We start from the raw sequence: 20,898 nt of genomic DNA on the forward strand, positions 1-20,898 counted from the left end.
TGCGCGCCCGTCCCGACGGCCCGTCCTGGCCCCCTTCCGGCGGGGATTGGGCTGCCGAGCAGGCGGTGAGCAGCAGGATGGCCGACGCGACGATGCCCGCGCCGCCGCTTCGGTGGGATTGACGCATGATGCCTCCGGATGTGAACGAGATGCTTCCCGTCGTCTCCAATCCTCGGGCAACAGCGTGACGCACGCCCCGGCACGATAGGCCGAATGCATGATTACTCGCTCGAAACCTCTTAGGCGGACGGCGTGGCGGCTATGTCATAACGCAAGGAAACCTCTTTCGAGAACGGCAGAGTGAACATGCGCGGAAAACGACCCCGAACGCGATACGTCGTCATAGCCATTTCCCTGCTGGTCCCGGTCTGCGCGGCGCTCGGGGCCTTCGCGATACAGTCCTCCTCCCGCCAGCTTCGGGTCGAAGGGCTCAGCAGCAAGGACGTGTTGGGCCGAGCCGACGTCAGCAACCTGCGCCTTGCCATCACAGCCAAGGACGGGGCCGACCTGGCCGAGCTGGAGGTGCGGCTCGACGGGAAACCGGTGCACACCCACCGGGCCGACGGCCGCCTCATACTCGACACCCCCTCGCTCGCCGAGGGCAGGCACGAACTGACGGCCACATCCCACAGTGGCCTGTCCTTCCTGCACGACATATCCCGGACGTTCACCGTGGACACCACCGCCCCGAAACTGCGGCTGTCCCCCGCCCGAGCCACCAGGCCCGGCGCACCGGTGACGGTAAGCGGCCGGGTCGAGGACGCCGGGCAGGTGAAGGTCTCCATAGCCGGTGCGCCCGTGCCCGTCGGCAACGACGGCACCTTCTCCCAGCGGCTCGAAAAGCCCCCCGCCCGTATCGAGGTGGCAGCCACGGACGCGGCCGGCAACGTCACCCGCGAGCATGTGAACACGGTCGCGCCCTATCCCCTCACCCGGGCCGCGCACCTGACCGCCATCGGCTGGTCCTCGTCTGAGGTCCGCGACCCGGTTCTCCAGCTCGTCAAAGACAAGAAGCTCAACGCCGTCGAGCTCGACATCAAGGACGAAAACGGCGAGGTCGGCTACGACTCCTCCGTGCCGCTGGCCCGCGAGATCGGCGCCGTGAAGAACCGCTACGACGCACACAAGGTGATCGACACCCTGCACGGCATGGGAGCCCGCGTCATCGGCCGCATCGTCGCCTTCCGCGACCCCATCCTGGCCCAGGCATCCCACCACCAGGGCAAGGACCACCGCCTGGTCCTGGCCCCTGACGGCAGCCCGTACGACGGCGGCCACTACGGCACGCTCTCGTTCACCAACTTCGCCGATCCCGAGGTCCGCCAGTACAACATCGCCCTGGCCACCGAAGCGGCCAAGCTGGGCTTCGACGACATCCTGTACGACTACGTGCGCCGCCCCGACGGAAAGCTCTCCACACTGCGCTTCCCCGGCCTGGGCGACAAGACCCCCGAAAAGTCCATCGCCGAGTTCGTCGCCGAAACCCAGCGCAGCATCCAGCCCGAAGGGAGATACCTCGGGGTCTCGGTCTTCGGCATCGCCGCCACCCGGCCCACCGAAATCGCCCAGGACATCCCCGCCATGGCCCAACACGCCGACTACATCGCTCCCATGGTCTACCCCTCGCACTGGGCCGCCGGGGAGTACGGGGTCGCCAGTCCGAACGCCAGCCCGTACGAGATCGTCAACCGGTCGCTGGCCGACTTCACCAAGCAGGTCAAGGGCACCGGAGCCACGATCGTCCCCTGGCTCCAGGACTTCTCCCTGGGCGTCCACTACGGCCCCAGCGAAGTCGCCGACCAGATCAGAGCGGCGGCCGGGGACGGCATGAACTCCTTCCTGCTCTGGAACGCCGGAGCCATGTATCAAGGGGCGGCACTGACCACCCTGCGATGACAAGAGCCTGGATCCCCAGCAGTCCGTAATGTGACAGGCTGGCCGGGGTCCCGATGCGGGCCTTGACCAGCCGGGACGGACTGGCATGAACGACAACGGGATCCCGGCTGTCGAGGCGGTCGAGGACGAGCTGGTGGGTGAGGTCGTCGAGCGGCTGATGGACCGTGCCGACGCCTCGGGTGCGGCCCTGCTGGGCGAGGGCGGCCTGCTGACGGAGGTCACCCGTGCCGTGCTGGAACGGGCCCTGGACGCGGAGATGACCGAGCACCTCGGCTACGAGAAGCACGATCCCTCGGGCCGCGGCTCGGGCAACAGCCGCAACGGCACGTCGCCGAAGACGGTACTCTCCGACGCCGGGGCGGTCACACTGGCGGTGCCGAGGGACCGCGACGGGAGCTTCGAGCCGCAGCTGGCGCCCAAGCACGCCAGGCGGCTGGCGGGGTTCAACGACCAGGTCCTGTCGCTGTACGCGCGCGGCATGTCGGTGCGGGACATCCGCTCCCACCTGGCCGGCATGTACGGCATCGAGGTCTCACCAGACCTGATCAGCAAAGTCACCGACGCCGTCACCGACGAGCTCGAAGCATGGCAGACACGCCCGCTGGACGCGGTCTGGCCGATCATCTACATCGACGCGCTGTGGGTGAAGATCCGCTCCGGGTCCGTGGCCTCCCGGCCGGTCTACCTGGCCGGCGGGGTGGACATGGACGGCTGCAAGGACGTGCTCGGCCTGTGGGCCGGCGACGAGGGCGAAGGCGCCACGACCTGGATGGCCGTGCTGTCCGAGCTCCGCAACCGCGGGGTCGAGGACGTGTGCATCGTCGCCCGCGACGGCCTGAAGGGCCTGCCCGACGCGGTCACCGCGACCTGGCCCAAGGCCACCGTCCAGACCTGCGTGATTCACCGAAGCCGTCAAGAAACAACGCGTTGCTTCGCGGAGACGAACTCGTTGACGTGGTATGGGCAGATCCGACGAGGTCCGCAGCCAGTTGGCGCGGCGGTTCGACGTTCTGCTCCCGCACCTGAACGAGCGTCAACGGCGTCTGGCGCTGGCGACCGAGGCCCGGCCGCTCGGGCATGGAGGCGTCGGTGTGGTTGCTCGGATAGCCGAGGTCAGCGAGACGACGGTTCGCAAGGGCGTGTTCGAACTTGAGGCCGGAGTCGATCCGCTGCCCGAAGGACGTGTCCGGCGTCCTGGTGGCGGGCGTATGCGGGCCGAGGCTATCGACCCGCGGCTGGTTCCGGCGCTGATGGCACTGGTCGAACCGGACGAGCGTGGTGATCCGATGTCGCCGCTGCGCTGGACGACGAAGTCGCTGCGGCACCTGGCCGCGGAGCTGTCCCGGCAAGGGCACCGGGTGACCGCGCCCACGGTGGGCCGGCTGCTCAAGGGGCATGGATTCAGCCTGCAGGGCACCGCCAAGACCCTGGAAGGCGATCAACACCCGGACCGGGACGCGCAGTTCCGCTATATCAACGAGCAGGTCAAGGAACACCAGGCCGCGGGCGAGCCGGTGATCAGCATGGACGCGAAGAAGAAGGAACAGATCGGGAAGCTGCCGATGCCCGGACAGGAATGGCGGCCGGCTGGACAGCCCGTCGAAGTCGAGGACCACAACTTCTTCGCCGGTCCGCACATGGAGTCCGTCATCCCGTACGGGATCTACGACATGGCCGCGAACACCGGCTGGGTGAACGTCGGCACCGACCACAACACCGCCACATTCGCCGCCTCGTCGATCCGACGCTGGTGGCAGGCGCGCGGCCAGTACGACTACCCCGCGGTGCTCTCCATGATGGACATCATCCTTCTGGGGCCGAAGCCCCTGATTTCCGATGTCCGTCAAAGCGGATCAAGCCCACCTGGGAGCTGCACCAGTCTGCGCGACAGGATGCCGTCGCCATCGGCGACGTGGAGAGGCTTGCCGCGCAGAGTGGCTCAGCTGCGGGCCACGCGCGAGACTCTCCAGAACTCAGCCGGGGCCTCGCCACGTCCAGCCCTCGGGGCCGGTGAACGCTGACTGCAGTTGCCAAGGTCCGGCAAACACGACCCGCGATTCGCCCGATTGCCGCCACTGTGTGTGCATCTCTTCTCCGCACAGCAGGGGTTCCGCATGACCACACCCAGTTGGGGCCAGCAGTCGCAGCCACCAGTACCCGTGTCACGCATGTCCGCCCGGGAGAAGGGGTGCTTTGGCTGCGGTGGCGCTCTCGTTCTCGGCGTCGCGGCGCTGGCAGTCATCGGCGCCATCATCGGACCACAAAAGAAGGCACCAGCCGAAGCCAAGCCGCCTGCCAGTCCAAGCGTGCGCGTCACCACGTCCCCGCGGCCCACGCCAGCCTCCCACTCTGCATCTGCCAAGCCCTCGCAACAAAAGCGCAACGGCAGCACCAGACCCAAGACGTTGGCCCATGGCGCCCAGCAAGGACTCACCAACTGCATCATCCGGTACACAGACGCCCAGAACGGGCCAGGTACATCAACGTACAGCGCCTTGGTACTGAACGACTCCGGCCAGCCGTACCCACCAACAGGTAGCAACCCCTACAGCATCATCTTCCAGCTGGCCGTGACTGGCGCCGACGGCAAGAGCTACTCCGTTACAGAAGCACTCGGCAACGGGGCAAGGACCGCTGCCGACAACGGCGGAAGCGACTGGTTCACGGTCAACCAGGGCGACGTGGGGGTCAGCGCGAACTCCGTCCAAGGAGCGGTGGACTCAACGGTGCCTGTCCCCCTCGCCCGGGTGACAAGCCTCCAGGGGAACATCGTGATCACAAGCCAGAATGATGACAACTACCTGGAGCAGAAAGACTGCGCGGTACGGCTCTCGTAAAGCGAGCGGTCATGCGACCGGCGGCTCCGCCCCGGCAACCAGACCGAGGACTGGCGACACCCGAACGACCAGTCCCAACCAAGGCCACAAACCCCACCCACACACAAAACTAACGACCGGTCACACCGGCCAGGCGCAGCACGAGGGCGCGGATGGAGCGTACGGTGCGCGGGCGTCCGCGCCTGTTGGGGCGGCAGGTCTTCGCGTGACGGCCCTTCATCACGTCGCGATGCCAGCGCAGGATCGGGTCGGGGTGGACCAGCAGCCGCAGCCGCCGCAGGACCTCGCGGGCAGCGGCACGAGAAGCACGGCCAGGAAGGCCCGGTCCTTGCGGGTGAATGTGACCTTCTCGGCACCGAGTTGTCGTTCGAGGAGGGTGATCTGGTGGCGCAGGGCGAGGATCTCCGCGTCCTTGTCCCGGTCGGACACCGGCAGCAGACACAACGCGGCGAAGACGTTGGTAACGGTCAGGCAGGCGAGGCGGAACTGCACGAGCGGTCCTCATGACGCGGGCCGGACGCTCCCGACAGCCGAGGACCGACCCAGCGTGATACAGCACGCGAACAGGGCCGCGACCTGCACGGATGAGCTTTCGGCAGGCGCAGAGTCTCCCTGCCCCGTGGACGAGGCCGAGTTCGCGCCCCGCCGACGCCACCTGCGCTACTCGTCCCGGTGCCGCGCCACCCGGCCCGGCGCCTCGTGGCCGGTCAGAGGCTCCGCACACCCCGCCATGTCCAGCCCGCTCCCAGGACTGTGTTCCGCAGAGGATCGCGCATGTCCCGCGAGTCGAACAGGACCACCTTGCGCCGACGGCCGTCCGGGCCCTTCTCGTACTCCCACTGCCGCCCGACGTACGGTCCGCGGCTCCACCGGCGTGACACACCTCGCCGGGGCGGGTCCCCCACCAGCGCCACCTCCCGCACCTCGTCGAGGACATGTACCTCGCGTTCGGCGACGGCCAGACGTATACGGGCCTTCATGGACCGCTCCACCTGGTCTCCGATGACAGAGTCCCCCATCGCGGGCAGCACGATCTGCCACTCCGCCACCAGATCGGCCTTCTCCCCGCCGAAGGCATGGCGCACACGGAACGGCACACCGGTCCCGTTGAGCGCGAGCAACGCGGCCCGGACCTCCTGGGCGGGAAGTGAAGTGACGCCGCTGTCGGGGTACTTGGTGCCCATACGGCGGTCCCGATAGCGGCCCCAGCTGTCCCTGAGACGGCCCATCACCGTGCCCCTGCCGCGGTTTCGGGCCGAACGGTACGAAGGAAGTCCTGGAAGTCCCCCAGAACCGCATCGTGCTGGGCCGCGGTGGCGGTGAGTGCGAGCCTGATCAGCGCGCGCTGGTGAGGATCCCGGGTGTCGACGAGGGACAGGTACACCTGGGACTGGACGAGGTCGCGGGGCGTTGCGTCGACGACGGCTGAGAAGGTCAGCCGCTGGGTCAGGGCGGGCGCGTCCTCGGGGCCGACCTCGCGACGGTCGGCCACCACCACCGACTCGGCGCCCTGGCGAAGCTGCTCCAGCGACGCGTCGGCGAGCTGGACCAGCGTGACCCCCTCCAGCGGGAAGCCTCCGTCGATGGTGATGTTCGCGGCGAATCCGGCGTCCGGTCGCGGATGCACCGCGGCGAAGGCCACCTCCTCGGCCTCGAACCCGGCCGGACGGGCTGGGAGCCAGCCCTCCGGCAGCCGGAACTCCAGGGGCATGGGCAGTGCGGTGGACATTTCAGTCCTCCTTCCAGGGAAGTGAATCAGAGCAAGTTGATGAGGCTTTTCCTGAAGGATCCGATGCCGTCGCCGACTGTATCGACCGCGTCACCGACCGCGTCAGCCGCGCCGTCGACGGCCTTGGTGAACTTGTGTGGATTGAACGTGATCTCAACTCCCGTTCCCGCGCCTACGGCTTCGGAAAGGAACGTAGAACGCCTTGGCGCCGACCGTGGCTTCCTCCTTGGTCAGCTTGAGACCGGCCGAGGCCTCGCCGCCCGCGAATCCATCGGTACGCCCGTAAACGCCTGTGAGATCCCCGTAGTCCATCCGGGTCTCCGCGAGGTCCCGGACTCCCGCGGACACCTCGGCCTTGGCGACGAGACCCTTGTTGTTGAAGCCATAGTTGGCGGTGGCCCTAGCTCCGCCGTAGACGTCAGAGACCCCGGAGAGCTTCAGATCACCCTTGGTCAACGAGCCCTTCGCGGTCACATGGAAAAGGTCGGCGTACGCCTTGACCGACCCCTCCTTCCCGTACTTGGGGTCGGTGGTGATGGAGAAGCCGGCGCTGGGCCCCGTCAGTTTGAGCTTGCCCTCGGCGTCCCACCCGTCGCTCTTCGTGCCGACCGGCTTCTGTTCCGTGTATTTGCTGATGTCGCCCTTGGCCTGTCCGTTGAAGCCGGTGCCCATCGTCCCGTCCGTGATGTCCGAGTCGAGCACGACTGCTCCGAAGGCGATCTCGATTCCTTTGTCCGCGTCGGTCACGGCCTGGACCGCGTGGTCGATACGGTCCTGCCAGGAGCCGACCGCCTTGCGGACGCTCTCCTGATAGTCGGGATCGTGATGCAGCACGTTCTTGTCGCTCTCGGTGAGCGTCGAGTAGGCGTAGGCGACCACGCCCTGGTCCGAGACCGTCATCTTCGCGTCGATGGCCTCCTGCCGGGCGGTCTTGAGCTTGGCCGTCAGATCCACGAGATTCGCATGAGCCTCGCGCAGCAGCGAAGCGATCGCCTTGGCCTCCGTCTGCGCGGACTGGAACTCCTTGAGCGTGGTGTCGAACCGTTTGTTGGGCGCGTCGGCACTCAGTCCCGACCAGGAATCTCCCAGCGATATGCCGTGCACATCGCGCCGGTACGCCTTCTCGCGCTTCTCGAACTCTCCCGCCATGCCGTCCCACCGGTCGGCCGCGGTGGTGAGCTTGGACAGGTCGGTGCTCAGGATTTCGTGGTAGGTCGGCATGCTTTTCCCCGTGGTGCGACGTGCTTCAGTAGTGGTCGAGCGAGGACGAACGGACCTGGGAGTGCACGCCGACGTCCGTATTCTGGAAAAGGGTGTCGCTGCTGCGGAGTGCGCCCTTCTCCGAACTGAGCCTGTCCATCAGGGATTTGACCTGGTCCCCCAGGTTTTATGCGCCTTCTTGAGGGCACCCGAGGCCAACCAGCCGTGGCCGTCGCGCGCATCGAACTCCTTCACCACGGCAGCTGTTTCGTCGTCCGCCCAGCTGCCCGACGTCCGAGTGTCCGGCTCGATGTGCTCTTCGATCGCGCGCGCAGCAGCTTGCTTCTGCGCCGGGGTCGAAGCCACGTCCTTCTGACTACCCAACAGGCCCGGCGTACCGCCGGGGGCGGGTATCTGATTCAGCCGAGTTCCGACGGACTGCTCCGCACCCGGTCCATCAGCCGACCCCACCATTCCCCGTACCCCCCTCCTAGTTCGACAGCACGTAGCCGCCAGGACAGGCTACAAACCATGATCACAAGCCAGATGGCGCTGCCCGAGGAACCGAGACGAGCCACTAGCCTCTCCGCTTCGCTTGGCACCTGTGTCTGATGCCGACATGCCAAGGAAGGGTATCCGGCGAGCCGAACGTCCGTTTGGCACGTCATGGCCTGCAGCGAGCACGGGGCCATCGAGCCCATGGCCAAGCACAGCCGACTCGCGCCAACCAGCCGTCGAGCTCCCCACCAAGGCCCCGGCCCCGGCAGCGAACGGCGGCAAGAAGACGGCGAGGAAGGCATCAGCGGCGTTCCAGCGGGGCGTAGCAGCCCTCGCCCAGTACATCGCCCGCGAAGGCCACCACCGCGCCCCCAGGGCCCATGCGGAGGAGATCGCGATGGAGGGCGAGACCGCGCCAATGGTCGTGAAGCTCGGCGTGTGGATCTCCAACACCAAGGCGAGGCGGGACAAGCTGAACGGGGAGCGGCTCGCCGGGCTCGGGATCGACGGGGCGTAGGTGGGGTTTCTGGGGTTGCGGACAGTCGACGGGCACGGTCAGTGGCTATCCGGGCCACCCCCGGTCCCGGTGACGACAACCATGGGGCCGCTCGAAGCACGTCGCCGGCACGCGCCCTTTTGAGTGGGACCGCCGGGCCTCCCGGTGCGTCGGCGAACACCGAGCCTTAGACACGCGTTAGACCGGGCAGGCCCCACCCCACGAGAACGGGAGAAACCCGATGCGTGTCCGCCCGATCGCCACCGCCCTGCTCCTAGCCGGCGCAGCCGTCATCCCCTTGTCCAGCCCGAGCACCGCAACACCCCATCCGACGCCTTTCGGGTCCTGCCAGCGGGAAGGGGCAATGTCCCTCGGAGGGCAGGGGGAGTTCTATACCTGCGCCCAAGGCCTGTACATCCACCGCAACTGCGACCCCGGCGCCCGACCCGTGCAGATCACCCGCGACCAGGTCCTCTGCACCGACGAGTGACAGCTGTGACCGCCCGGCACCGGCGCTAGGCACGCCACGACACGGCCCGCACCCACCAGCGATGCCCGGCCACCCCGGCGGGGCACCCGTTACAGGACAGTGCCGTGCAGGGCGCGGCGGTCGCCGGACAGGACGTAGCGGCGGGACGCGAGACCGCGGTCGAGGGGTTCACCGATCCGCTCGCAGAACAGTACGAGACGGCCTGCGGCCTCATCATCGCCCAGAAGGATCGACCGCCGGATCGTCGGCGGCCGGTGTGGTCGGCGCACCGGCGGGGACGGGGCGATACGGACGTCGTGCACGGCCCTGCTTCGAGACCGGGCCGTCCCTGAGGCGTAGAGGAAGATCGGCGCAGCCGGGCGGCTGCTGGTATCCGGTAGAAGACCTCGCGCTGGCGGCCCTTGAAGCAAAAGCCTTAGGGCGTCAGTGCTTCCGTGCGTCTGATCGGCCGTCAGGGGAGGAGCGGCCAAGATCATGCCCTTAGCGCCAACGGCGGGCTTACCAGGCTCCGGGATCCCAGGGCCGTGGCGCCGCGGCCGCGGTCGTGGCCATGCATGCCTTGTGACGGTTGACGCCCCACCAATCCGGCCTGTGGGCCCGTGTCCGCGCCCCGCCCAATGCGTACGCTGGGGGTATGACGACGCGCGATGAGCTCCACGAGTGGATCGACGCTCTTCCGGACGACGAACTGGAGGAAGCGGCGGCTGCGCTGCGTCCGCTGAAGCCCACCGTGCCGGCGTCGCTCGGCATGGGGCACTCCGGCCGGGGCGACGTGGCCGAGCGCGCGGACGAGCTGTGTCGTCGCTGCAGGTGAACAGCGGTGTCCATGGTTGTCGGTGGTGGCTGGGACGCTGCCCCGATGATCTGTCGCTGTTGTGCCGCGCTGCTCGCACGATGCTGACCATGCCGGTGGTCCTGCTGCGCCGAGACACCGCCAAGGACGCCGAGTTATTGGTGCTGAGACATGAGGACACAGTCCTGCGCCGTCAGTTCAAGGGCCCGGTCCGCTACGAGTCCGCCGACCGGTTCTGGTTCTCCGCGCTGTCCTCGCTGATACCGCGCCGCCGCTGGGCCGACGTCTTCCCCGTCACGCCCGGCACCCTGCTGGCCTGGCACCGCGAACTGATCGCCAAGAAGTGGGACTACTCCGCCCGCCTCAGCCGCACCGGCTGACCCCCGACTGCGGCCGCGCTCAGGAAACTGGTGCTGCGCTTGGCAGACGAGAATCCCCAGTGGGGACACCGAAGGATCCAGGGCGAACTGGCCCGGCTGGGGCGTCCGATCGCAGCGTCCACGGTCTGGGGGATCCTGAACGCCGCGGGCATCGACCCGGCTCCGCGCCGGTCCGGCCCCAGCTGGCGCGCGTTCCTGAGCGCCCAAGCCCAAGGGATCATCGCAGCCGACTTCTTCCACATGGACACCATGCTCGGAAAGCGCCTGTACGTCATGGCATTCCTCGAACACGGCACCCGCAGACTGCACATCACCGGCGTCACCGCCCACCCCAGCCGAGCCTGGGCGACGCAACAGGCCCGCAATCTCGCCTATCAACTCGACACGCGCACGAAGTCCCTGCGCTTCGTGCTGCGCGACCGCGACGCCAAGTACGGCCAGTCCTTCGACGCCGTCTTCGAAGCCGAGGACATGGACGTACCGCTCAGCGCGCCACGGGCACCTCGGATGAACGCGCACTGCGACCAGGTGATCGGCACCGTGCGCCGCGAGGCCCTCGACCACGTCCCGCTCATGAACGAGGCCACGCCCGGCAAGTCCTCACCGACTTCGAACGGCACTACAACGGGCATCGACCTCACCGAGCCCGAGATCAACGACCCCCTCATGCCTCCGGGCAGCCCCCCACCGTCCACGACCTCGGAGGCCGCAGACTCCTGCACACCCGCGTCCTCGGCGGTGCCATCAACGAGTACCGGTACGCCGCCTGACCAGCGGCGATGACTTTCCGAGCTTCACAGGGCCCGCCGCGAGATCAAGCCCGGCAAGACGATGCCGCCCGGCTACGTGGCCCTGTCGACTGACGAGGTCACGGGTCGGACCGTCGGCTGGGAGCCGATAGAGCAGTCGTCGTTCGCCAAGTTCCACGCCGAGGCAGTTGAGAACTGCGGGCCACAGCCCGGGACTACAGGCACTTTCGAGCTCATCGGGCCAAAGATCAACGCGGAGCATGCCGACGAGCACTTCCTGGTCGAGCACGCATTCGCGCGGCATGTGGACGTCCCGCAGCTCACCTTCGGATGCATCCTGGATGCGGTGCTCGCACTGGCAACCGCCTGCAACTGCGAGGGGATCGTCTTTCACCACGACGACGGCCGCAGAGCCAAGATCAAGGCGAGGGACTTTGCGCCGTCACTCTGACGGGAGGCGTGCGGCGATGTCGAGGGCGAGCGAGGCGGCATCCCACTCCTCGTTCGACTCGGCCTTCCGCCGAAGTGCATCAACAGCCGCACGACTTCCCGCGCCTCGGCGAGCGTGAGCAGGGGCAGGCGGAGGGCGTCCGGGTACGCACCGGGCACAGGGGAGGCGAGATCATCCATGGACGGTCAACTCCCCAACGGTCAGCAGTTAGGCCACCCGCCCAAGTGAACCGACCGCGAAGGGTCACGACTCGGCAACACCGGTCGCCGCCCCGAGCGTTCAGCGGTCGGATAGCCCCCTCACCCCAGGGGGCCCAGATGAACCACCGCACTCTGACCGTATCCCTCACCGCTGCCACAACAGTTCTCTTCCTCGCCGGCTGCGCACCCCACAATCGCCGGGCCACCGCAGTGCCCGCCCAGACCGCAGCCGCACCCGCCCCGCAGAACTGCCTTGCATCCGGCACCTATCAAGGGAAAGGCGAACCGTCAGGCGGCGTCCAACTGACCACCTTCACCGTCAGCTTCGACCAAGCCGCATGCCAGGGCGGCATCGTCACCGGCACAATCGCGTGGACCTGCGCCACCACGGACGGCAAGAACTTCCTCGACGGCACCACCAACTCGATCTCCGGAACCGACCGATTCCAGGGCACAGTTGGCGACGTGAGCGTGACCCTCGTGACCCGGATGTCGGGAACCCTGGACATGGACGCCTTCCAGCCGCCAGCCCTGACCGTCAACACCGGCCGACTGAATGACCCCCGGGGGCGTGGCTGCTACATCAGCCGCGCCACGCTCTTCCCCACGCAGACCGTGCCCCACCTCGGGGCTCAGATCACAGCGGGGAGGCGGCCGTGAACCACACCCGCACCGCCGCTCTCGTCCTCGCCGCCATGGGCCTGCTCCTCACCGGATGCAGCAGCCCGACGCCGGCCAAGCCCACCGACGCCAAGCCTGGACTCGGCACCCTCTGCTCCGGCATGGCGTGGCCCCGGCCCGTACCCGACGGCCTCAACGGCAAACCCCTCACCCAAGCAGCCGCCGGGCCGCTGCTGTGCTTCACCGTCGCCAAAGCCGTCGCGCCCGACGGACACGACGCCATGCAGGACGACACCGCCACCACCAACTGGATCGTCACCGGCAGCAGCCCCGACGCCGGAACCGCCATCAACCAGGATCAGCCGATCACACTCACCGTCACCAAGCCCAACGGCTGACAACGACCGCTGGAATCTGCCCCGTGGGATGGGGCCTTGCGCAGGACGAGCGTCAGTGTGCGATGGAGTCGATCAGCTCCCGGGCTCCCTGCCGCAGGAGCGCGACCGCAACAGACGTCCCGAGCGTCGCCGGATCCAGAGGGCCGGCCCGCTCGTGCGCATGCTGCAGGAGCTGATCGAGGCCACCGCGTTCACCGTCCCCGCACTGCTGCCCGAGCGGTCCCGCCCGTTCGCCTTTGGTAGGACCACTCGCTCCAGGATCTCCGGCTGGGCCCAGAAAGCAGTCGGCGACCGGGAAGCTCCGTAAGAGGAAACTGGGCGCCACCGCCCGGCTCCTCGCTCTGTACACCGCCGCCCACACCGGCCCCGACAGCCGTCGCGGGCACGCCGAGGAGGGCGGACTCCACCTGGACAAGATCGCCGCGTTCTGCACCCTGCCTCTAAGGGCGGATCCCGTCGCAAGAGATGGGCAGATGCCGCGGCCCGCGCAGCACGGCGTTCTGCCGGTACGGCGGCGGGTCCTCCAGCAGACGTGGGTTCTCCAGCCTCCGGGCCAGTTCCGACAGGGCGAACTGGGCTTCCAGCCGGGCGAGAGGTGCGCCGAAACAGCTGTGGATGCCGCTGCCCAGGCCGAGATGCTGGATGTCCCCGCGGTCCGGGTCGAAGCGGTCCGGAATCTCGAAGCGCTGAGGGTCGCGGTTGCCGGACGCCAGGACCAGCCAGAGAGAGGCGCCCTTGGGGATGGTGACGCCCCGGACCTCGATGTCGGCGAGGGTGGTGCGCTGCGGCACCAGTTGTACGGGCGGCTCAAAGCGCAGCAGTTCCTCGACGATGGGCACGGCCAGCCGTGGATCCGCGCGCAGCCGCTCCAGGACATCGGGGTTGCGCAGCAGGGTCAGCATTCCGTTGGTGACCAGGTTGACGGTCGTCTCGTGGCCCGCGATCAGCAACAGCGCCGCGGTGCTGAGGAGTTCCATCGTGGTCATCGAGCCGTCTTCGCCCTTGGCCGTCGCCAGCTCGGAAAGCATGTCGTTCCCGGGTTTCTTGCGGCGCTCCTCGATCAGGCCGGCCAAGTACATGCCCAGTTGCATCCGGGCGTCGTGCGACGTATTGCCCCGCTCGGTGGAATCCGCGTCCGGGTCGGGGTCCAGGCTCGCAGCGATCGTGTCCGCCCAGGTGTGGAAGCGCGCCTCGTCCTCGCGCGGAATCCCGAGCAGCCGGCAGATCACTGTCACGGGGAAGGGGTAGGAGAACTGGTCCACCAGGTCGATCCGGCCCGGATCGCCGATGCCGTCGATGAGGCCGGAGACGATGCCATGGAGTTCTCCGCGCATCCCGTCGACCCGGTGGGGGGAGTGCGGCGGGCCGAAGGGCCGGTTCGTCATACGTCGCAGCCGGTCGTGTTCCGGAGGGTCGAGCCGCAGGAAGCTGGGCGGCAGGGCGCTCTCGTCCACCTGGGACGACTCGGCCAGCGGGTCGCGGGCGGTCGAGGCCAGATTACGGGCGTCGGAACTGATCCGGGGATCGTGCAGGAGGCTGCGGATCTCGTAGTAGGTGCTGACGACGTACGGCCCGTCCTCCTCGTGGTGGACCGGCGTCTTCCGCAGCTCTTCGTAAATCGGGTACGGATTGGCGCGGTTGGCGTAGTCCAGGATCTGGTGCAGGGGGGATTGCGTCATGGCGAGTCCTCGTGGCCGTGCGGGTCAATGCGCAGGGGTGAACGTCATCCGGCGGTCGGCCGGCGAGTATCCGCTGAGGGTCACGGTGGGGCCGTGAGTGGGGACCGACGGGTCGGGGTAGTCCGCGTCCATCGGCTGCTGTCCGTCCAAGTGCCGGTCGACCGTGGGGAACTTCGGCGGGAACGGTGCGGTGGTCTCGATCAACTCCTGGTAGAACGGCATCCACCGGCCATGGTCGAAGGCGACCGCACCGATGACGCGCCCCTGGTACCCGTAGACGCCGACGAACCGGCGCTCCTCCAGCGAACCCTGCGAGATGAGGATCTCCGTCCCCAGTGACGGCACCCCGACCGACTTGATGTTGACTCCGAACTGCGAGGACCAGAAGGCCGGCATCCACATGTGGGGGCGACGGTCGGTACTCTCGCTCAGCATGTTGTGCGCCGCGATCCCGGCCTGGGCGACGGCATTGCCCCAGTGCTCCAGGGACAGGAACTGGTAGCCGAACAAGGCGTGCGGGGAGCGGGCGACGTCGCCCGCCACATAGATGTCGTCGGTCACGATTCCGCGGATGTCGAACGCGCGGCAGCCGGCATCGCACGCGATCCCGCGAGGGCCCGCCCCGAGTCCGGATCCGGCGAGCCAACCAGTGTTGCGGGTGGCACCGAGCGAGACAACCACCACGTCGGTCTCCACGGTGGAGCCGTCGGACAGATGCGCGGCGCGCACACGTCCCGAGGCGTCGCCCTCCAGAGCGGTCACCATGGCTCCGCACCGCAGGTCCACGCCGTGCTTGCGATGGAGTTCGGCGGCGACTGCGCCGACCACCCCGCCGAGTGCGCCGACCAGGGGCGCCGCGCCGCGCTCGGCGACGGTGACCGGAAGGCCGCGTTCGCAGCAGGCGGAGGCGATCTCCGAGCCGGTGAACCCGGCGCCGAGGACGAAGACCCGTTTGGGTCCCTCGTCGAGCCGCCGTGCGAGGGCGGCTGCGTCGTCACGGGTCCGCAGCACGAAGACACCGTCAAGTTCCGCCTCGGCCTCGTGAGGCCACGGTCGCGCCCGTACCCCGGTGGCGATCAGCAGCCGGTCGTACGGCACTTCGTCGCCGTCGGCCAGCCGCACCCGCTTGGCGGGCATGTCCAGGCCGGTGGCCGGGACCCCGAGCCGCCAGGTCGCATCAACGGACCGGCGCCTGGGCAGCGAAGTGCGGTCGGCGGTCGCCTTGCCCAGCAGCACCTGCTTGGACAGCGGGGGTCGGTCGTACGGCTCGTAGGGCTCGTCACCGATGATTGTCAGAGAGCCCGCGAAGCCCTTGTCACGCAGGGTTTCCGCAGCCCGCAGGCCCGCCAGCGAGGCGCCGACGACGACGATGCGGCCTTCGCGCTTGAGCCGTTCCAGGGATCCGTCACCGTTCACCGGACACCGCCTCGGCCGGGGCGTCCACCGCATCGACCAGGATGGCCTGAACGGGGCACGCTGCGGCGGCCTGAGCCAGCTTCTCGCGCTGTGCCTCGTCGGCCTCCGGGTTGTACAGCAGTGCCTCCTCGCCATGCATGGCGAAGATCTCGGGCGCGAGGAACGCGCACTGCGCATACCCCTGACAGCGGTTCAGGTCGACGGCAATCCTCACCACGGGATCGGTCCTCTCCAACGGCCCGCTCAGCCCCCCTGTGACCACCCTCGGTGTCCGGATGGGATGAAGCGACGAGAGGGCGACCGTTCGAGTGAGCGGTGTGGTCGGCTCAGGTCGATGTGGCCGACTGTGACCGGGCGGGACGCCGACCCCGCAGCATGTTCAAGCTGAGGAGCAACGCCCAGGCCGGAAAGACCAGTTCGGACCAGGGCGCGTTCGCTCCCACCACGAGCAGCGCAAGGCCTGCCAGGTAGCCGAGGGCGACGAGCGGGCGCGGGAGGGCGCCGTGTCGGCGGCCGATGGTCGAGGTCGTGATGATGAACACGGCCGCCATCCGCATGGCGTACGTGGTCAGCAGGGCGTAGGCGAAGTGCCGGCCGAAAGGAGGGTGCTGCTGACTCTCCTCGAGCACGGTTCCGGCTGCCGCGGCGGCGCCGAACAGGGTGGCGACGAAGACCAGGCCGCTGCCCAGGAACACGGTGGAGAAGAACCGGTCCTCGCCCTCGCCGGCCTGCTCGCGCAGGGCGCCCATGAACCACAGGAAGGCGATACCGGCGAACGGGAGCAGCGCCAGCGCCGTCCGCACGGCGCTGCGCTGTCCGGCATCGACGGATACGTCGTCCCCGCCGGCGCCGCCGGGCAGAGCGATGCGCATCAGGACGATCGCCGCGGCCATCAGGATCGCGAACACCACCCCGGCCACCCCGGCGGCCCAGGGTGTCGCGAGGCGCTCGTGCCTTCGCTCCATGGTCTCTCGCTTTCCGCCTGGTCCTCCTTCGTACAAACATCAGCGATCCAGGGACTCGCGCCACCGGAGTCACTCGGGAGGAAGACAGCGGTGCGCCATACAGGCTATGGCTGCTGATGGATCGGGATCGGGCCCGGCAATCACGCGTCCGTGCCGGCGGCGGCGCTGCTGAATGGTGCGCAGCCGGGCTGGTTTGCGCAGCACGGCCGACGACGGGACGCCCGTCGTCGGCCAGTGCTCCACGGTTCCCCCGGCGCCTCGATTTCCCAGTCCGTCCACGTAGCGGCGGCGTTGGTGGGCGATCAGAACGACTCGGTGGCGCACGAGCGGGACGCCGGCGCGTCCCGCCATGATCCTTTTCTGGAGCTTGACGTCCGTGATGCGGCCTTCGTTGACCCCCGGGTTACAGGAGGTGGTGATCCCCTGGATGACGGCGTGCCGGTCTTCGCCCAGAGCTTTCGCAGCGCCCGCGAGCGGGGCCAGTCCGCTGGCGCTGAGCTGGTCGAGCCACCCCGGCAGTGGTGCGGCATCCTGGGCATCGAGCATGGCGGCCGACCGGCGTACCAATTCGTGGGTTCGGCGGAGCTCGGGACAGTGATAGAGGAGCCGTCGCAGATGTTCTGCGGTCTGGTGGCCGCGCCGGTCGGGGACGGCCGGCACAGCAGTACCCGACCGATCCGGACACGATCCCCGCAAGCCACCATGCCGCAACCGGAGGGCAGAGGTGAACCCCGACAGATGACCGCTCGTTCACAGAGCAACCCCGGTCCACCGTGGTCCCGCGTACCGGCCGTTCGACTGTCCATACGTCGGCCCGCCCCTCGGCGGGTCTTGACCCCGGATCCTGAACACGTCTATGCGGATCGGGTCAGAGTAGTTGATGTTGAGTGGAAGGTGTTCTCGTAAGCGATCGGTGATCGCTGGCCGAGCCGGGAGTGCCGGCGGCGGGTGTTGTGGCGGGACAGCCGGCGGAAGGCGTCGAGTCGGGCCTCGCGCTCGTTTGACCAGCACTTTCGCCCCTTCAGCGTTTCCCTTTTGAAGGTCGCGTTGAACGATTCGGCGGCGGCGTTGTCCGCGCTGCTGCCGACCGCGCTCATGCTCTGCCGGACGCCGGCCCGGCGGCAGGCGTCGGCGAAGGCCCGACTCGTCTACTGGGCCGCGTGATCGGTGTGCATCACCGCCCCGGCGAGGCTGCCGCGAGTCCGCTCGGCCGCCGCGAGGGCGTCGGTGACGAGCTCGACCCGTATGTGATCGGCGATCGCCCACCCTGCCAGACGTCGTGAACAGAGATCGATGACGGTCGCGAGACAGCAGAACTTCCCGCCGCCGACTCTCAAGTAGCTGATGTCGCCGACGTACTTCGCGTTCGGGACCTCGGCCGTGAAGTCCCGGCCAATCAGGTCCGGCACCCTCGCCGCGGCCGGATCCGCGATCGTGGTGCGGTGCCGGGCCGCAGACGAACTCCGGCCAACCCGATGCCGCGCATGACTCGAGCGATGCGCTTGTGGTTCACCACCTGACCGCCGCCGTCGCGGAGTTCGGCGGTCATCCTCGGGGCGCCGTAGGCGCCGTCGGAGTCCCGGTGGACCTTGCGTATCCGGGCCGCGAGCTCGGCCTCGGCGGCCTGCCGGAGCGCGCGGACCGGTGCGGTGCAGTGCCCGTAGCAGAAGCTCGAGCGGGCGATACCCAGGACGGTGCACAGCCGCTTCACGCCGAACCGGCGCTGGTGGTCGGCGACAAACTGGAAGCGGGTCACCAGCGTGTCTCGCCCGCGAAATATCGGGCGGCTTCGCGCAGAATATCCCGTTCTTCTTCAAGCTCTCGGACCCGCTTGCGCAACGCGGCAACTTCCGCCGAGTCCGGCGTCGACGCGGCCACCAGGGCCGCCGAATGAGAGCCCGGGCGCCGCCCGTCGGCGGCCCGAATCCAGTTTCGGGCGGAACGCCTGCCCGAGCAGACGGGGGTGGGCTCCGTCGGGATGGCACCCCGCGCACGTCGCCGGGGCCCGGACGGCTCCGGGCGGCCCGTCCTTCAGGGGCGGGGCTTCTCCGGGCGACGGCACGTAGGCGCGTCCGGCCAGGTCAGGGTCTATGTCGAGGAACTGACGCCGCTGCTCGGCAAGCCCCGGCAGGTGCTGCTGGCGCGCACGCAACTCGTCGATCAGCGACTAGCGCCGTACCTGGCGGGGTTCGCCAGGTACGGCGCTCAGCTCGTCACCGAACGCGACCGCGCCCTCGAAGGCCACGAGTCCGCCCGCAAGCGGGGCAAGACGATCGGCGGCGCCGGTCCGCATTCGCACCACGGCCGGTGCGGGGGCCTTGCCGGTGCTGCCCGAACCGGCTCCCACGATGTCCGGCGGCCGGATTCCCGGGCCATCGTGGAAGACCACGAACACAGCGGGCAGGGGGCACAGTTCACGCCCCCGCCCACCCGGAGCGGCGGATCAGCCCGGCGTCACCGCGCCCTCCGGCACGCCGAACCACTCCTCCAGCGCCTCCGCCAGCCCGGCCGTCGACGTCGGCGCCTGCGCCCCCGCGTCGGCCGCCCAGGCCGTGAAGCCGTCCGGACGGACGAGGACCGCTGCCAGTTCCGGGCGGGACGGGCAGCCGGCCGTCAGGGTGTCGACGCGGCCGGCATACCCCGCGGCGAGGGCCCGGAGCTCCGGGTCGTCGGTGAGGTCGAGCAGGAGCGCCCGGCCGCCGTGGAGGTGGTCCGCGAGGCGGCTGCCGTCGGTGAGTTCGAGGTCCGGGGTGCTGCGGCCGGTCAGCGGGTGCTTGCCCGGCAGCTCGTACCGCACCCCGGCACCGTTGAGCCGCGCGGTGAGGTACGTGGTGCCCGTGACCGTCCCCGCCAAGTCGCTGACGATCTCGCGCAGGGCCCGGGACTGCGGGTCCGGGCGCATGGCCGCGACCTGGGACCGGGTCCAGTCCAGGACCCACGCGCCGACCGGGTGCCGCTCGGCGGTGTACGTGTCCAGCAGCCCTTCCGGCGCCCGGCCGGCGATCACCGCGGCGAGCTTCCAGCCGAGGTTCATCGCGTCCCCGATACCCAGGCTCAGCCCCTGGCTGCCGAACGCGGAGTGCACGTGCGCCGCGTCGCCCGCCAGCAGCACCCGGCCCTTGCGGTACTCGGTGACCTGGCGGGCGTGGTCGGTGAAGCGGGTCGCGGTCCGCACCCCGGTGATCGTGACGTCCACGCCGGAGACGCGGCGCAGCCGCGCCTGGAGGTCCTCGGTGGTGACCGGCGCGTCCCGGTCGGCCGGCGGGCCGTCGAACTCCACGGTGACGATGCGGCCCGGCATCGGCCCGTGGGCGTACACCCCGGTGTCCGTGGCGGCCCAGCCGACCGTCAGGTCCTCGGCGCCGGTCATCTCCACGACCGCCTGGTAACAGGTGATCTCCGGGTCCGTACCGGGGAATTCGAACCCCGCGAGCTTGCGGACCGTGCTGCGGCCGCCGTCGCAGCCCACGAGCCAGCCGGCGCGTATCGCCCCGCCGCTCGTCCGCACCGTGACGCCCTCGTCGTCCGCGTCGAAGCCGGTCAGCTCCACTCCCCGGCGCACGTCGACGCCGAGCTCGTCCGCCCGCTCACCGAGCAGCCGCTCGATGTCCTGCTGCGCCACGAGAGCGATCTCGGCGGCGGGTCCGGCGTCGCCGAGGCCCGGCTCCGTACGGTCGACCAGGTCGGCGCGCAGCATGATCCCGGCGAAGTGCCCGACGAACCCGAGCCCTTGGCCCGCGGCCCCGCCTCCGTCCCCGCCGTTCCGCTCGCGCATGAACGCCTGGAAGCGGTCCATCGCCTGCCGCTGCACCTCGGCCAGCGCGGGCAGCATGCCCCGGCGGTAGAGCGCCTCGGCGCTGGGCGTGGTGATCGCCCCGCCCTTGATCGTCGGGTTCACTTCGGTGAGGCGCTCCAGGACGGCCACCCGCGCGCCTCCGAGCCGGAGCTCGCAGGCCAGCATCAGTCCGACCGGGCCGCCTCCGGCCACCACTACGTCATAGTCCATGGCGCCCACTATGACCGAGGGCCAAAAAGGCCCTTTCACCGCCCTGACCAGCCACAACAGGCGCCGCGATGTCAAGGGACCAGGCCCCGCGAGG

General features: G+C 69.0%; 28 protein-coding genes and 2 pseudogenes. 13 read left to right on the forward strand and 17 right to left on the reverse strand.

The annotated features are described in order from the left end of the window. Window positions 1–306: 306 nt before the first annotated feature. The 4 genes and pseudogenes from ACIBK6_RS39970 to ACIBK6_RS39985 all read left to right on the forward strand — a co-directional run bounded on the left by ACIBK6_RS39970 (window position 307) and on the right by ACIBK6_RS39985 (window position 4,733). The gene (locus ACIBK6_RS39970; RefSeq protein WP_399057999.1) at window positions 307–1,896 is read left to right on the forward strand and encodes a putative glycoside hydrolase; all 1,590 of its coding nucleotides are present in this window, start codon (window positions 307–309) and stop codon (window positions 1,894–1,896) included. Window positions 1,897–1,981: 85 nt separating this feature from the next. After that, window positions 1,982–3,049 (forward strand): IS256 family transposase, encoded by a 1,068-nt coding sequence (locus ACIBK6_RS39975; protein WP_399058001.1) that lies wholly within the window; start codon window positions 1,982–1,984, stop codon window positions 3,047–3,049. Beyond that, window positions 2,946–3,677: pseudogene (locus tag ACIBK6_RS39980) on the forward strand (ISAzo13 family transposase); the annotation flags it as partial. The gene ACIBK6_RS39975 and the pseudogene ACIBK6_RS39980, both read left to right, overlap by 104 nt. 333 nt (window positions 3,678–4,010) lie before the next feature. After that, complete coding sequence (locus ACIBK6_RS39985; protein ID WP_399058003.1) at window positions 4,011–4,733, forward strand: hypothetical protein; 723 nt, start codon at window positions 4,011–4,013, stop codon at window positions 4,731–4,733. Between the two features lie 219 nt (window positions 4,734–4,952). Here ACIBK6_RS39985 and ACIBK6_RS39990 read toward each other — a convergent pair whose 3' ends face one another. From ACIBK6_RS39990 to ACIBK6_RS40010, 5 genes are all read right to left on the reverse strand, one after another. Beyond that, a complete protein-coding gene (locus ACIBK6_RS39990; RefSeq protein ID WP_399058005.1) occupies window positions 4,953–5,225 on the reverse strand; it encodes a hypothetical protein in 273 nt (90 codons plus the stop codon). A 215-nt stretch (window positions 5,226–5,440) separates the two neighbouring features. After that, on the reverse strand, window positions 5,441–5,962 hold the full coding sequence (locus tag ACIBK6_RS39995) for a hypothetical protein (protein ID WP_399058007.1): 522 nt from the start codon (window positions 5,960–5,962) through the stop codon (window positions 5,441–5,443). Next, on the reverse strand, window positions 5,962–6,462 hold the full coding sequence (locus ACIBK6_RS40000; protein ID WP_399058009.1) for a hypothetical protein: 501 nt from the start codon (window positions 6,460–6,462) through the stop codon (window positions 5,962–5,964). Before ACIBK6_RS40000 ends, ACIBK6_RS39995 begins: the two co-directional genes overlap by 1 nt. A gap of 153 nt (window positions 6,463–6,615) precedes the next feature. Then, the gene (locus tag ACIBK6_RS40005) at window positions 6,616–7,683 is read right to left on the reverse strand and encodes a hypothetical protein (RefSeq protein WP_399058011.1); all 1,068 of its coding nucleotides are present in this window, start codon (window positions 7,681–7,683) and stop codon (window positions 6,616–6,618) included. A 138-nt stretch (window positions 7,684–7,821) separates the two neighbouring features. Beyond that, window positions 7,822–8,028 carry a hypothetical protein gene (locus ACIBK6_RS40010; protein WP_399058013.1) on the reverse strand — a complete coding sequence of 69 codons (207 nt, stop codon included), beginning with the start codon at window positions 8,026–8,028 and terminating at the stop codon, window positions 7,822–7,824. 253 nt (window positions 8,029–8,281) lie between these two features. Between ACIBK6_RS40010 and ACIBK6_RS40015 the strand changes: the two genes are divergently transcribed. Both ACIBK6_RS40015 and ACIBK6_RS40020 read left to right on the forward strand, forming a co-directional pair. Continuing rightward, window positions 8,282–8,677 (forward strand): helicase associated domain-containing protein, encoded by a 396-nt coding sequence (locus ACIBK6_RS40015; protein ID WP_399058015.1) that lies wholly within the window; start codon window positions 8,282–8,284, stop codon window positions 8,675–8,677. A gap of 343 nt (window positions 8,678–9,020) precedes the next feature. Further along, window positions 9,021–9,146 (forward strand): hypothetical protein, encoded by a 126-nt coding sequence (locus ACIBK6_RS40020; RefSeq protein WP_399058017.1) that lies wholly within the window; start codon window positions 9,021–9,023, stop codon window positions 9,144–9,146. A gap of 89 nt (window positions 9,147–9,235) precedes the next feature. Here the strand turns inward: ACIBK6_RS40020 and ACIBK6_RS40025 are convergent, their stop codons facing one another. After that, complete coding sequence (locus ACIBK6_RS40025; RefSeq protein ID WP_399058019.1) at window positions 9,236–9,448, reverse strand: hypothetical protein; 213 nt, start codon at window positions 9,446–9,448, stop codon at window positions 9,236–9,238. Between the two features lie 332 nt (window positions 9,449–9,780). Here ACIBK6_RS40025 and ACIBK6_RS40030 point away from each other — a divergent pair, with 332 nt between their 5' ends. The 6 genes from ACIBK6_RS40030 to ACIBK6_RS40055 all read left to right on the forward strand — a co-directional run bounded on the left by ACIBK6_RS40030 (window position 9,781) and on the right by ACIBK6_RS40055 (window position 12,738). Further along, the gene (locus ACIBK6_RS40030; RefSeq protein WP_399058021.1) at window positions 9,781–9,960 is read left to right on the forward strand and encodes a hypothetical protein; all 180 of its coding nucleotides are present in this window, start codon (window positions 9,781–9,783) and stop codon (window positions 9,958–9,960) included. A gap of 89 nt (window positions 9,961–10,049) precedes the next feature. Continuing rightward, window positions 10,050–10,319 (forward strand): integrase, encoded by a 270-nt coding sequence (locus tag ACIBK6_RS40035; protein ID WP_399058023.1) that lies wholly within the window; start codon window positions 10,050–10,052, stop codon window positions 10,317–10,319. Window positions 10,320–10,358: 39 nt separating this feature from the next. Further along, window positions 10,359–11,102: a hypothetical protein gene (locus ACIBK6_RS40040; protein ID WP_399058025.1), complete on the forward strand. Its 744-nt coding sequence runs from the start codon at window positions 10,359–10,361 to the stop codon at window positions 11,100–11,102. Between the two features lie 63 nt (window positions 11,103–11,165). Continuing rightward, a complete protein-coding gene (locus ACIBK6_RS40045; RefSeq protein ID WP_399058027.1) occupies window positions 11,166–11,519 on the forward strand; it encodes a hypothetical protein in 354 nt (117 codons plus the stop codon). 317 nt (window positions 11,520–11,836) lie between these two features. Beyond that, on the forward strand, window positions 11,837–12,379 hold the full coding sequence (locus tag ACIBK6_RS40050) for a hypothetical protein (RefSeq protein WP_399058029.1): 543 nt from the start codon (window positions 11,837–11,839) through the stop codon (window positions 12,377–12,379). After that, window positions 12,376–12,738 carry a hypothetical protein gene (locus ACIBK6_RS40055; RefSeq protein WP_399058031.1) on the forward strand — a complete coding sequence of 121 codons (363 nt, stop codon included), beginning with the start codon at window positions 12,376–12,378 and terminating at the stop codon, window positions 12,736–12,738. Before ACIBK6_RS40050 ends, ACIBK6_RS40055 begins: the two co-directional genes overlap by 4 nt. A gap of 52 nt (window positions 12,739–12,790) precedes the next feature. On the opposite strand, the pseudogene ACIBK6_RS40060 reads toward ACIBK6_RS40055, so the two are convergent. Continuing rightward, window positions 12,791–12,901, reverse strand: a pseudogene (locus ACIBK6_RS40060) (hydroxymethylbilane synthase); the annotation flags it as partial. Between ACIBK6_RS40060 and ACIBK6_RS40065 the strand changes: the two are divergent. After that, on the forward strand, window positions 12,899–13,045 hold the full coding sequence (locus ACIBK6_RS40065; RefSeq protein WP_399058075.1) for a hypothetical protein: 147 nt from the start codon (window positions 12,899–12,901) through the stop codon (window positions 13,043–13,045). The pseudogene ACIBK6_RS40060 and the gene ACIBK6_RS40065 sit on opposite strands and share 3 nt — an antisense overlap. 133 nt (window positions 13,046–13,178) lie before the next feature. Here the strand turns inward: ACIBK6_RS40065 and ACIBK6_RS40070 are convergent, their stop codons facing one another. The 10 genes from ACIBK6_RS40070 to ACIBK6_RS40115 form a co-directional block, all read right to left on the reverse strand. After that, window positions 13,179–14,417, reverse strand: a complete 1,239-nt coding sequence (locus ACIBK6_RS40070; protein ID WP_399058033.1) for a cytochrome P450 — start codon at window positions 14,415–14,417, stop codon at window positions 13,179–13,181. A 24-nt stretch (window positions 14,418–14,441) separates the two neighbouring features. Continuing rightward, window positions 14,442–15,866, reverse strand: coding sequence for an NAD(P)/FAD-dependent oxidoreductase (locus ACIBK6_RS40075; RefSeq protein ID WP_399058035.1), 1,425 nt, complete (start codon window positions 15,864–15,866; stop codon window positions 14,442–14,444). Next, window positions 15,823–16,047: a ferredoxin gene (locus ACIBK6_RS40080; protein WP_399058073.1), complete on the reverse strand. Its 225-nt coding sequence runs from the start codon at window positions 16,045–16,047 to the stop codon at window positions 15,823–15,825. The genes ACIBK6_RS40075 and ACIBK6_RS40080 overlap by 44 nt, the downstream gene beginning before the upstream one ends. A 112-nt stretch (window positions 16,048–16,159) precedes the next feature. Continuing rightward, on the reverse strand, window positions 16,160–16,798 hold the full coding sequence (locus tag ACIBK6_RS40085) for a hypothetical protein (protein ID WP_399058037.1): 639 nt from the start codon (window positions 16,796–16,798) through the stop codon (window positions 16,160–16,162). Between the two features lie 69 nt (window positions 16,799–16,867). Next, window positions 16,868–17,344 (reverse strand): hypothetical protein, encoded by a 477-nt coding sequence (locus tag ACIBK6_RS40090; RefSeq protein ID WP_399058039.1) that lies wholly within the window; start codon window positions 17,342–17,344, stop codon window positions 16,868–16,870. Between the two features lie 308 nt (window positions 17,345–17,652). Beyond that, window positions 17,653–17,895 (reverse strand): integrase core domain-containing protein, encoded by a 243-nt coding sequence (locus tag ACIBK6_RS40095; protein WP_399058041.1) that lies wholly within the window; start codon window positions 17,893–17,895, stop codon window positions 17,653–17,655. A 51-nt stretch (window positions 17,896–17,946) separates the two neighbouring features. Continuing rightward, window positions 17,947–18,207: a DDE-type integrase/transposase/recombinase gene (locus ACIBK6_RS40100; RefSeq protein WP_399058043.1), complete on the reverse strand. Its 261-nt coding sequence runs from the start codon at window positions 18,205–18,207 to the stop codon at window positions 17,947–17,949. After that, complete coding sequence (locus tag ACIBK6_RS40105; RefSeq protein ID WP_399058045.1) at window positions 18,195–18,554, reverse strand: IS3 family transposase; 360 nt, start codon at window positions 18,552–18,554, stop codon at window positions 18,195–18,197. The genes ACIBK6_RS40100 and ACIBK6_RS40105 overlap by 13 nt, the downstream gene beginning before the upstream one ends. Before the next feature lie 411 nt (window positions 18,555–18,965). After that, on the reverse strand, window positions 18,966–19,187 hold the full coding sequence (locus ACIBK6_RS40110) for a hypothetical protein (RefSeq protein ID WP_399058047.1): 222 nt from the start codon (window positions 19,185–19,187) through the stop codon (window positions 18,966–18,968). A gap of 54 nt (window positions 19,188–19,241) precedes the next feature. Beyond that, on the reverse strand, window positions 19,242–20,804 hold the full coding sequence (locus tag ACIBK6_RS40115) for an FAD-dependent monooxygenase (protein WP_399058049.1): 1,563 nt from the start codon (window positions 20,802–20,804) through the stop codon (window positions 19,242–19,244). Between the last annotated feature and the right edge of the window lie 94 nt (window positions 20,805–20,898).

The sequence above is a fragment of the Streptomyces sp. NPDC050485 genome, from assembly GCF_044458185.1.
Classification (GTDB): Bacteria; Actinomycetota; Actinomycetes; order Streptomycetales; family Streptomycetaceae; genus Streptomyces.

Bases quoted from the DNA above. Each gene is read 5' to 3' on its own strand.
- ACIBK6_RS39970 (WP_399057999.1), top strand. From the start codon at position 307: ATGCGCGGAAAACGACCCCGAACGCGATACGTCGTCATAGCCATTTCC.
- ACIBK6_RS39975 (WP_399058001.1), top strand. From the start codon at position 1,982: ATGAACGACAACGGGATCCCGGCTGTCGAGGCGGTCGAGGACGAGCTG.
- ACIBK6_RS39985 (WP_399058003.1), top strand. From the start codon at position 4,011: ATGACCACACCCAGTTGGGGCCAGCAGTCGCAGCCACCAGTACCCGTG.
- ACIBK6_RS39995 (WP_399058007.1), bottom strand. From the start codon at position 5,962: ATGGGCCGTCTCAGGGACAGCTGGGGCCGCTATCGGGACCGCCGTATG.
- ACIBK6_RS40000 (WP_399058009.1), bottom strand. From the start codon at position 6,462: ATGTCCACCGCACTGCCCATGCCCCTGGAGTTCCGGCTGCCGGAGGGC.
- ACIBK6_RS40005 (WP_399058011.1), bottom strand. From the start codon at position 7,683: ATGCCGACCTACCACGAAATCCTGAGCACCGACCTGTCCAAGCTCACC.
- ACIBK6_RS40015 (WP_399058015.1), top strand. From the start codon at position 8,282: ATGCCAAGGAAGGGTATCCGGCGAGCCGAACGTCCGTTTGGCACGTCA.
- ACIBK6_RS40020 (WP_399058017.1), top strand. From the start codon at position 9,021: ATGTCCCTCGGAGGGCAGGGGGAGTTCTATACCTGCGCCCAAGGCCTG.
- ACIBK6_RS40030 (WP_399058021.1), top strand. From the start codon at position 9,781: ATGACGACGCGCGATGAGCTCCACGAGTGGATCGACGCTCTTCCGGAC.
- ACIBK6_RS40035 (WP_399058023.1), top strand. From the start codon at position 10,050: ATGCCGGTGGTCCTGCTGCGCCGAGACACCGCCAAGGACGCCGAGTTA.
- ACIBK6_RS40050 (WP_399058029.1), top strand. From the start codon at position 11,837: ATGAACCACCGCACTCTGACCGTATCCCTCACCGCTGCCACAACAGTT.
- ACIBK6_RS40065 (WP_399058075.1), top strand. From the start codon at position 12,899: ATGCTGCAGGAGCTGATCGAGGCCACCGCGTTCACCGTCCCCGCACTG.
- ACIBK6_RS40070 (WP_399058033.1), bottom strand. From the start codon at position 14,417: ATGACGCAATCCCCCCTGCACCAGATCCTGGACTACGCCAACCGCGCC.
- ACIBK6_RS40075 (WP_399058035.1), bottom strand. From the start codon at position 15,866: ATGCGGTGGACGCCCCGGCCGAGGCGGTGTCCGGTGAACGGTGACGGA.
- ACIBK6_RS40085 (WP_399058037.1), bottom strand. From the start codon at position 16,798: ATGGAGCGAAGGCACGAGCGCCTCGCGACACCCTGGGCCGCCGGGGTG.
- ACIBK6_RS40090 (WP_399058039.1), bottom strand. From the start codon at position 17,344: ATGCTCGATGCCCAGGATGCCGCACCACTGCCGGGGTGGCTCGACCAG.
- ACIBK6_RS40095 (WP_399058041.1), bottom strand. From the start codon at position 17,895: ATGAGCGCGGTCGGCAGCAGCGCGGACAACGCCGCCGCCGAATCGTTC.
- ACIBK6_RS40115 (WP_399058049.1), bottom strand. From the start codon at position 20,804: ATGGACTATGACGTAGTGGTGGCCGGAGGCGGCCCGGTCGGACTGATG.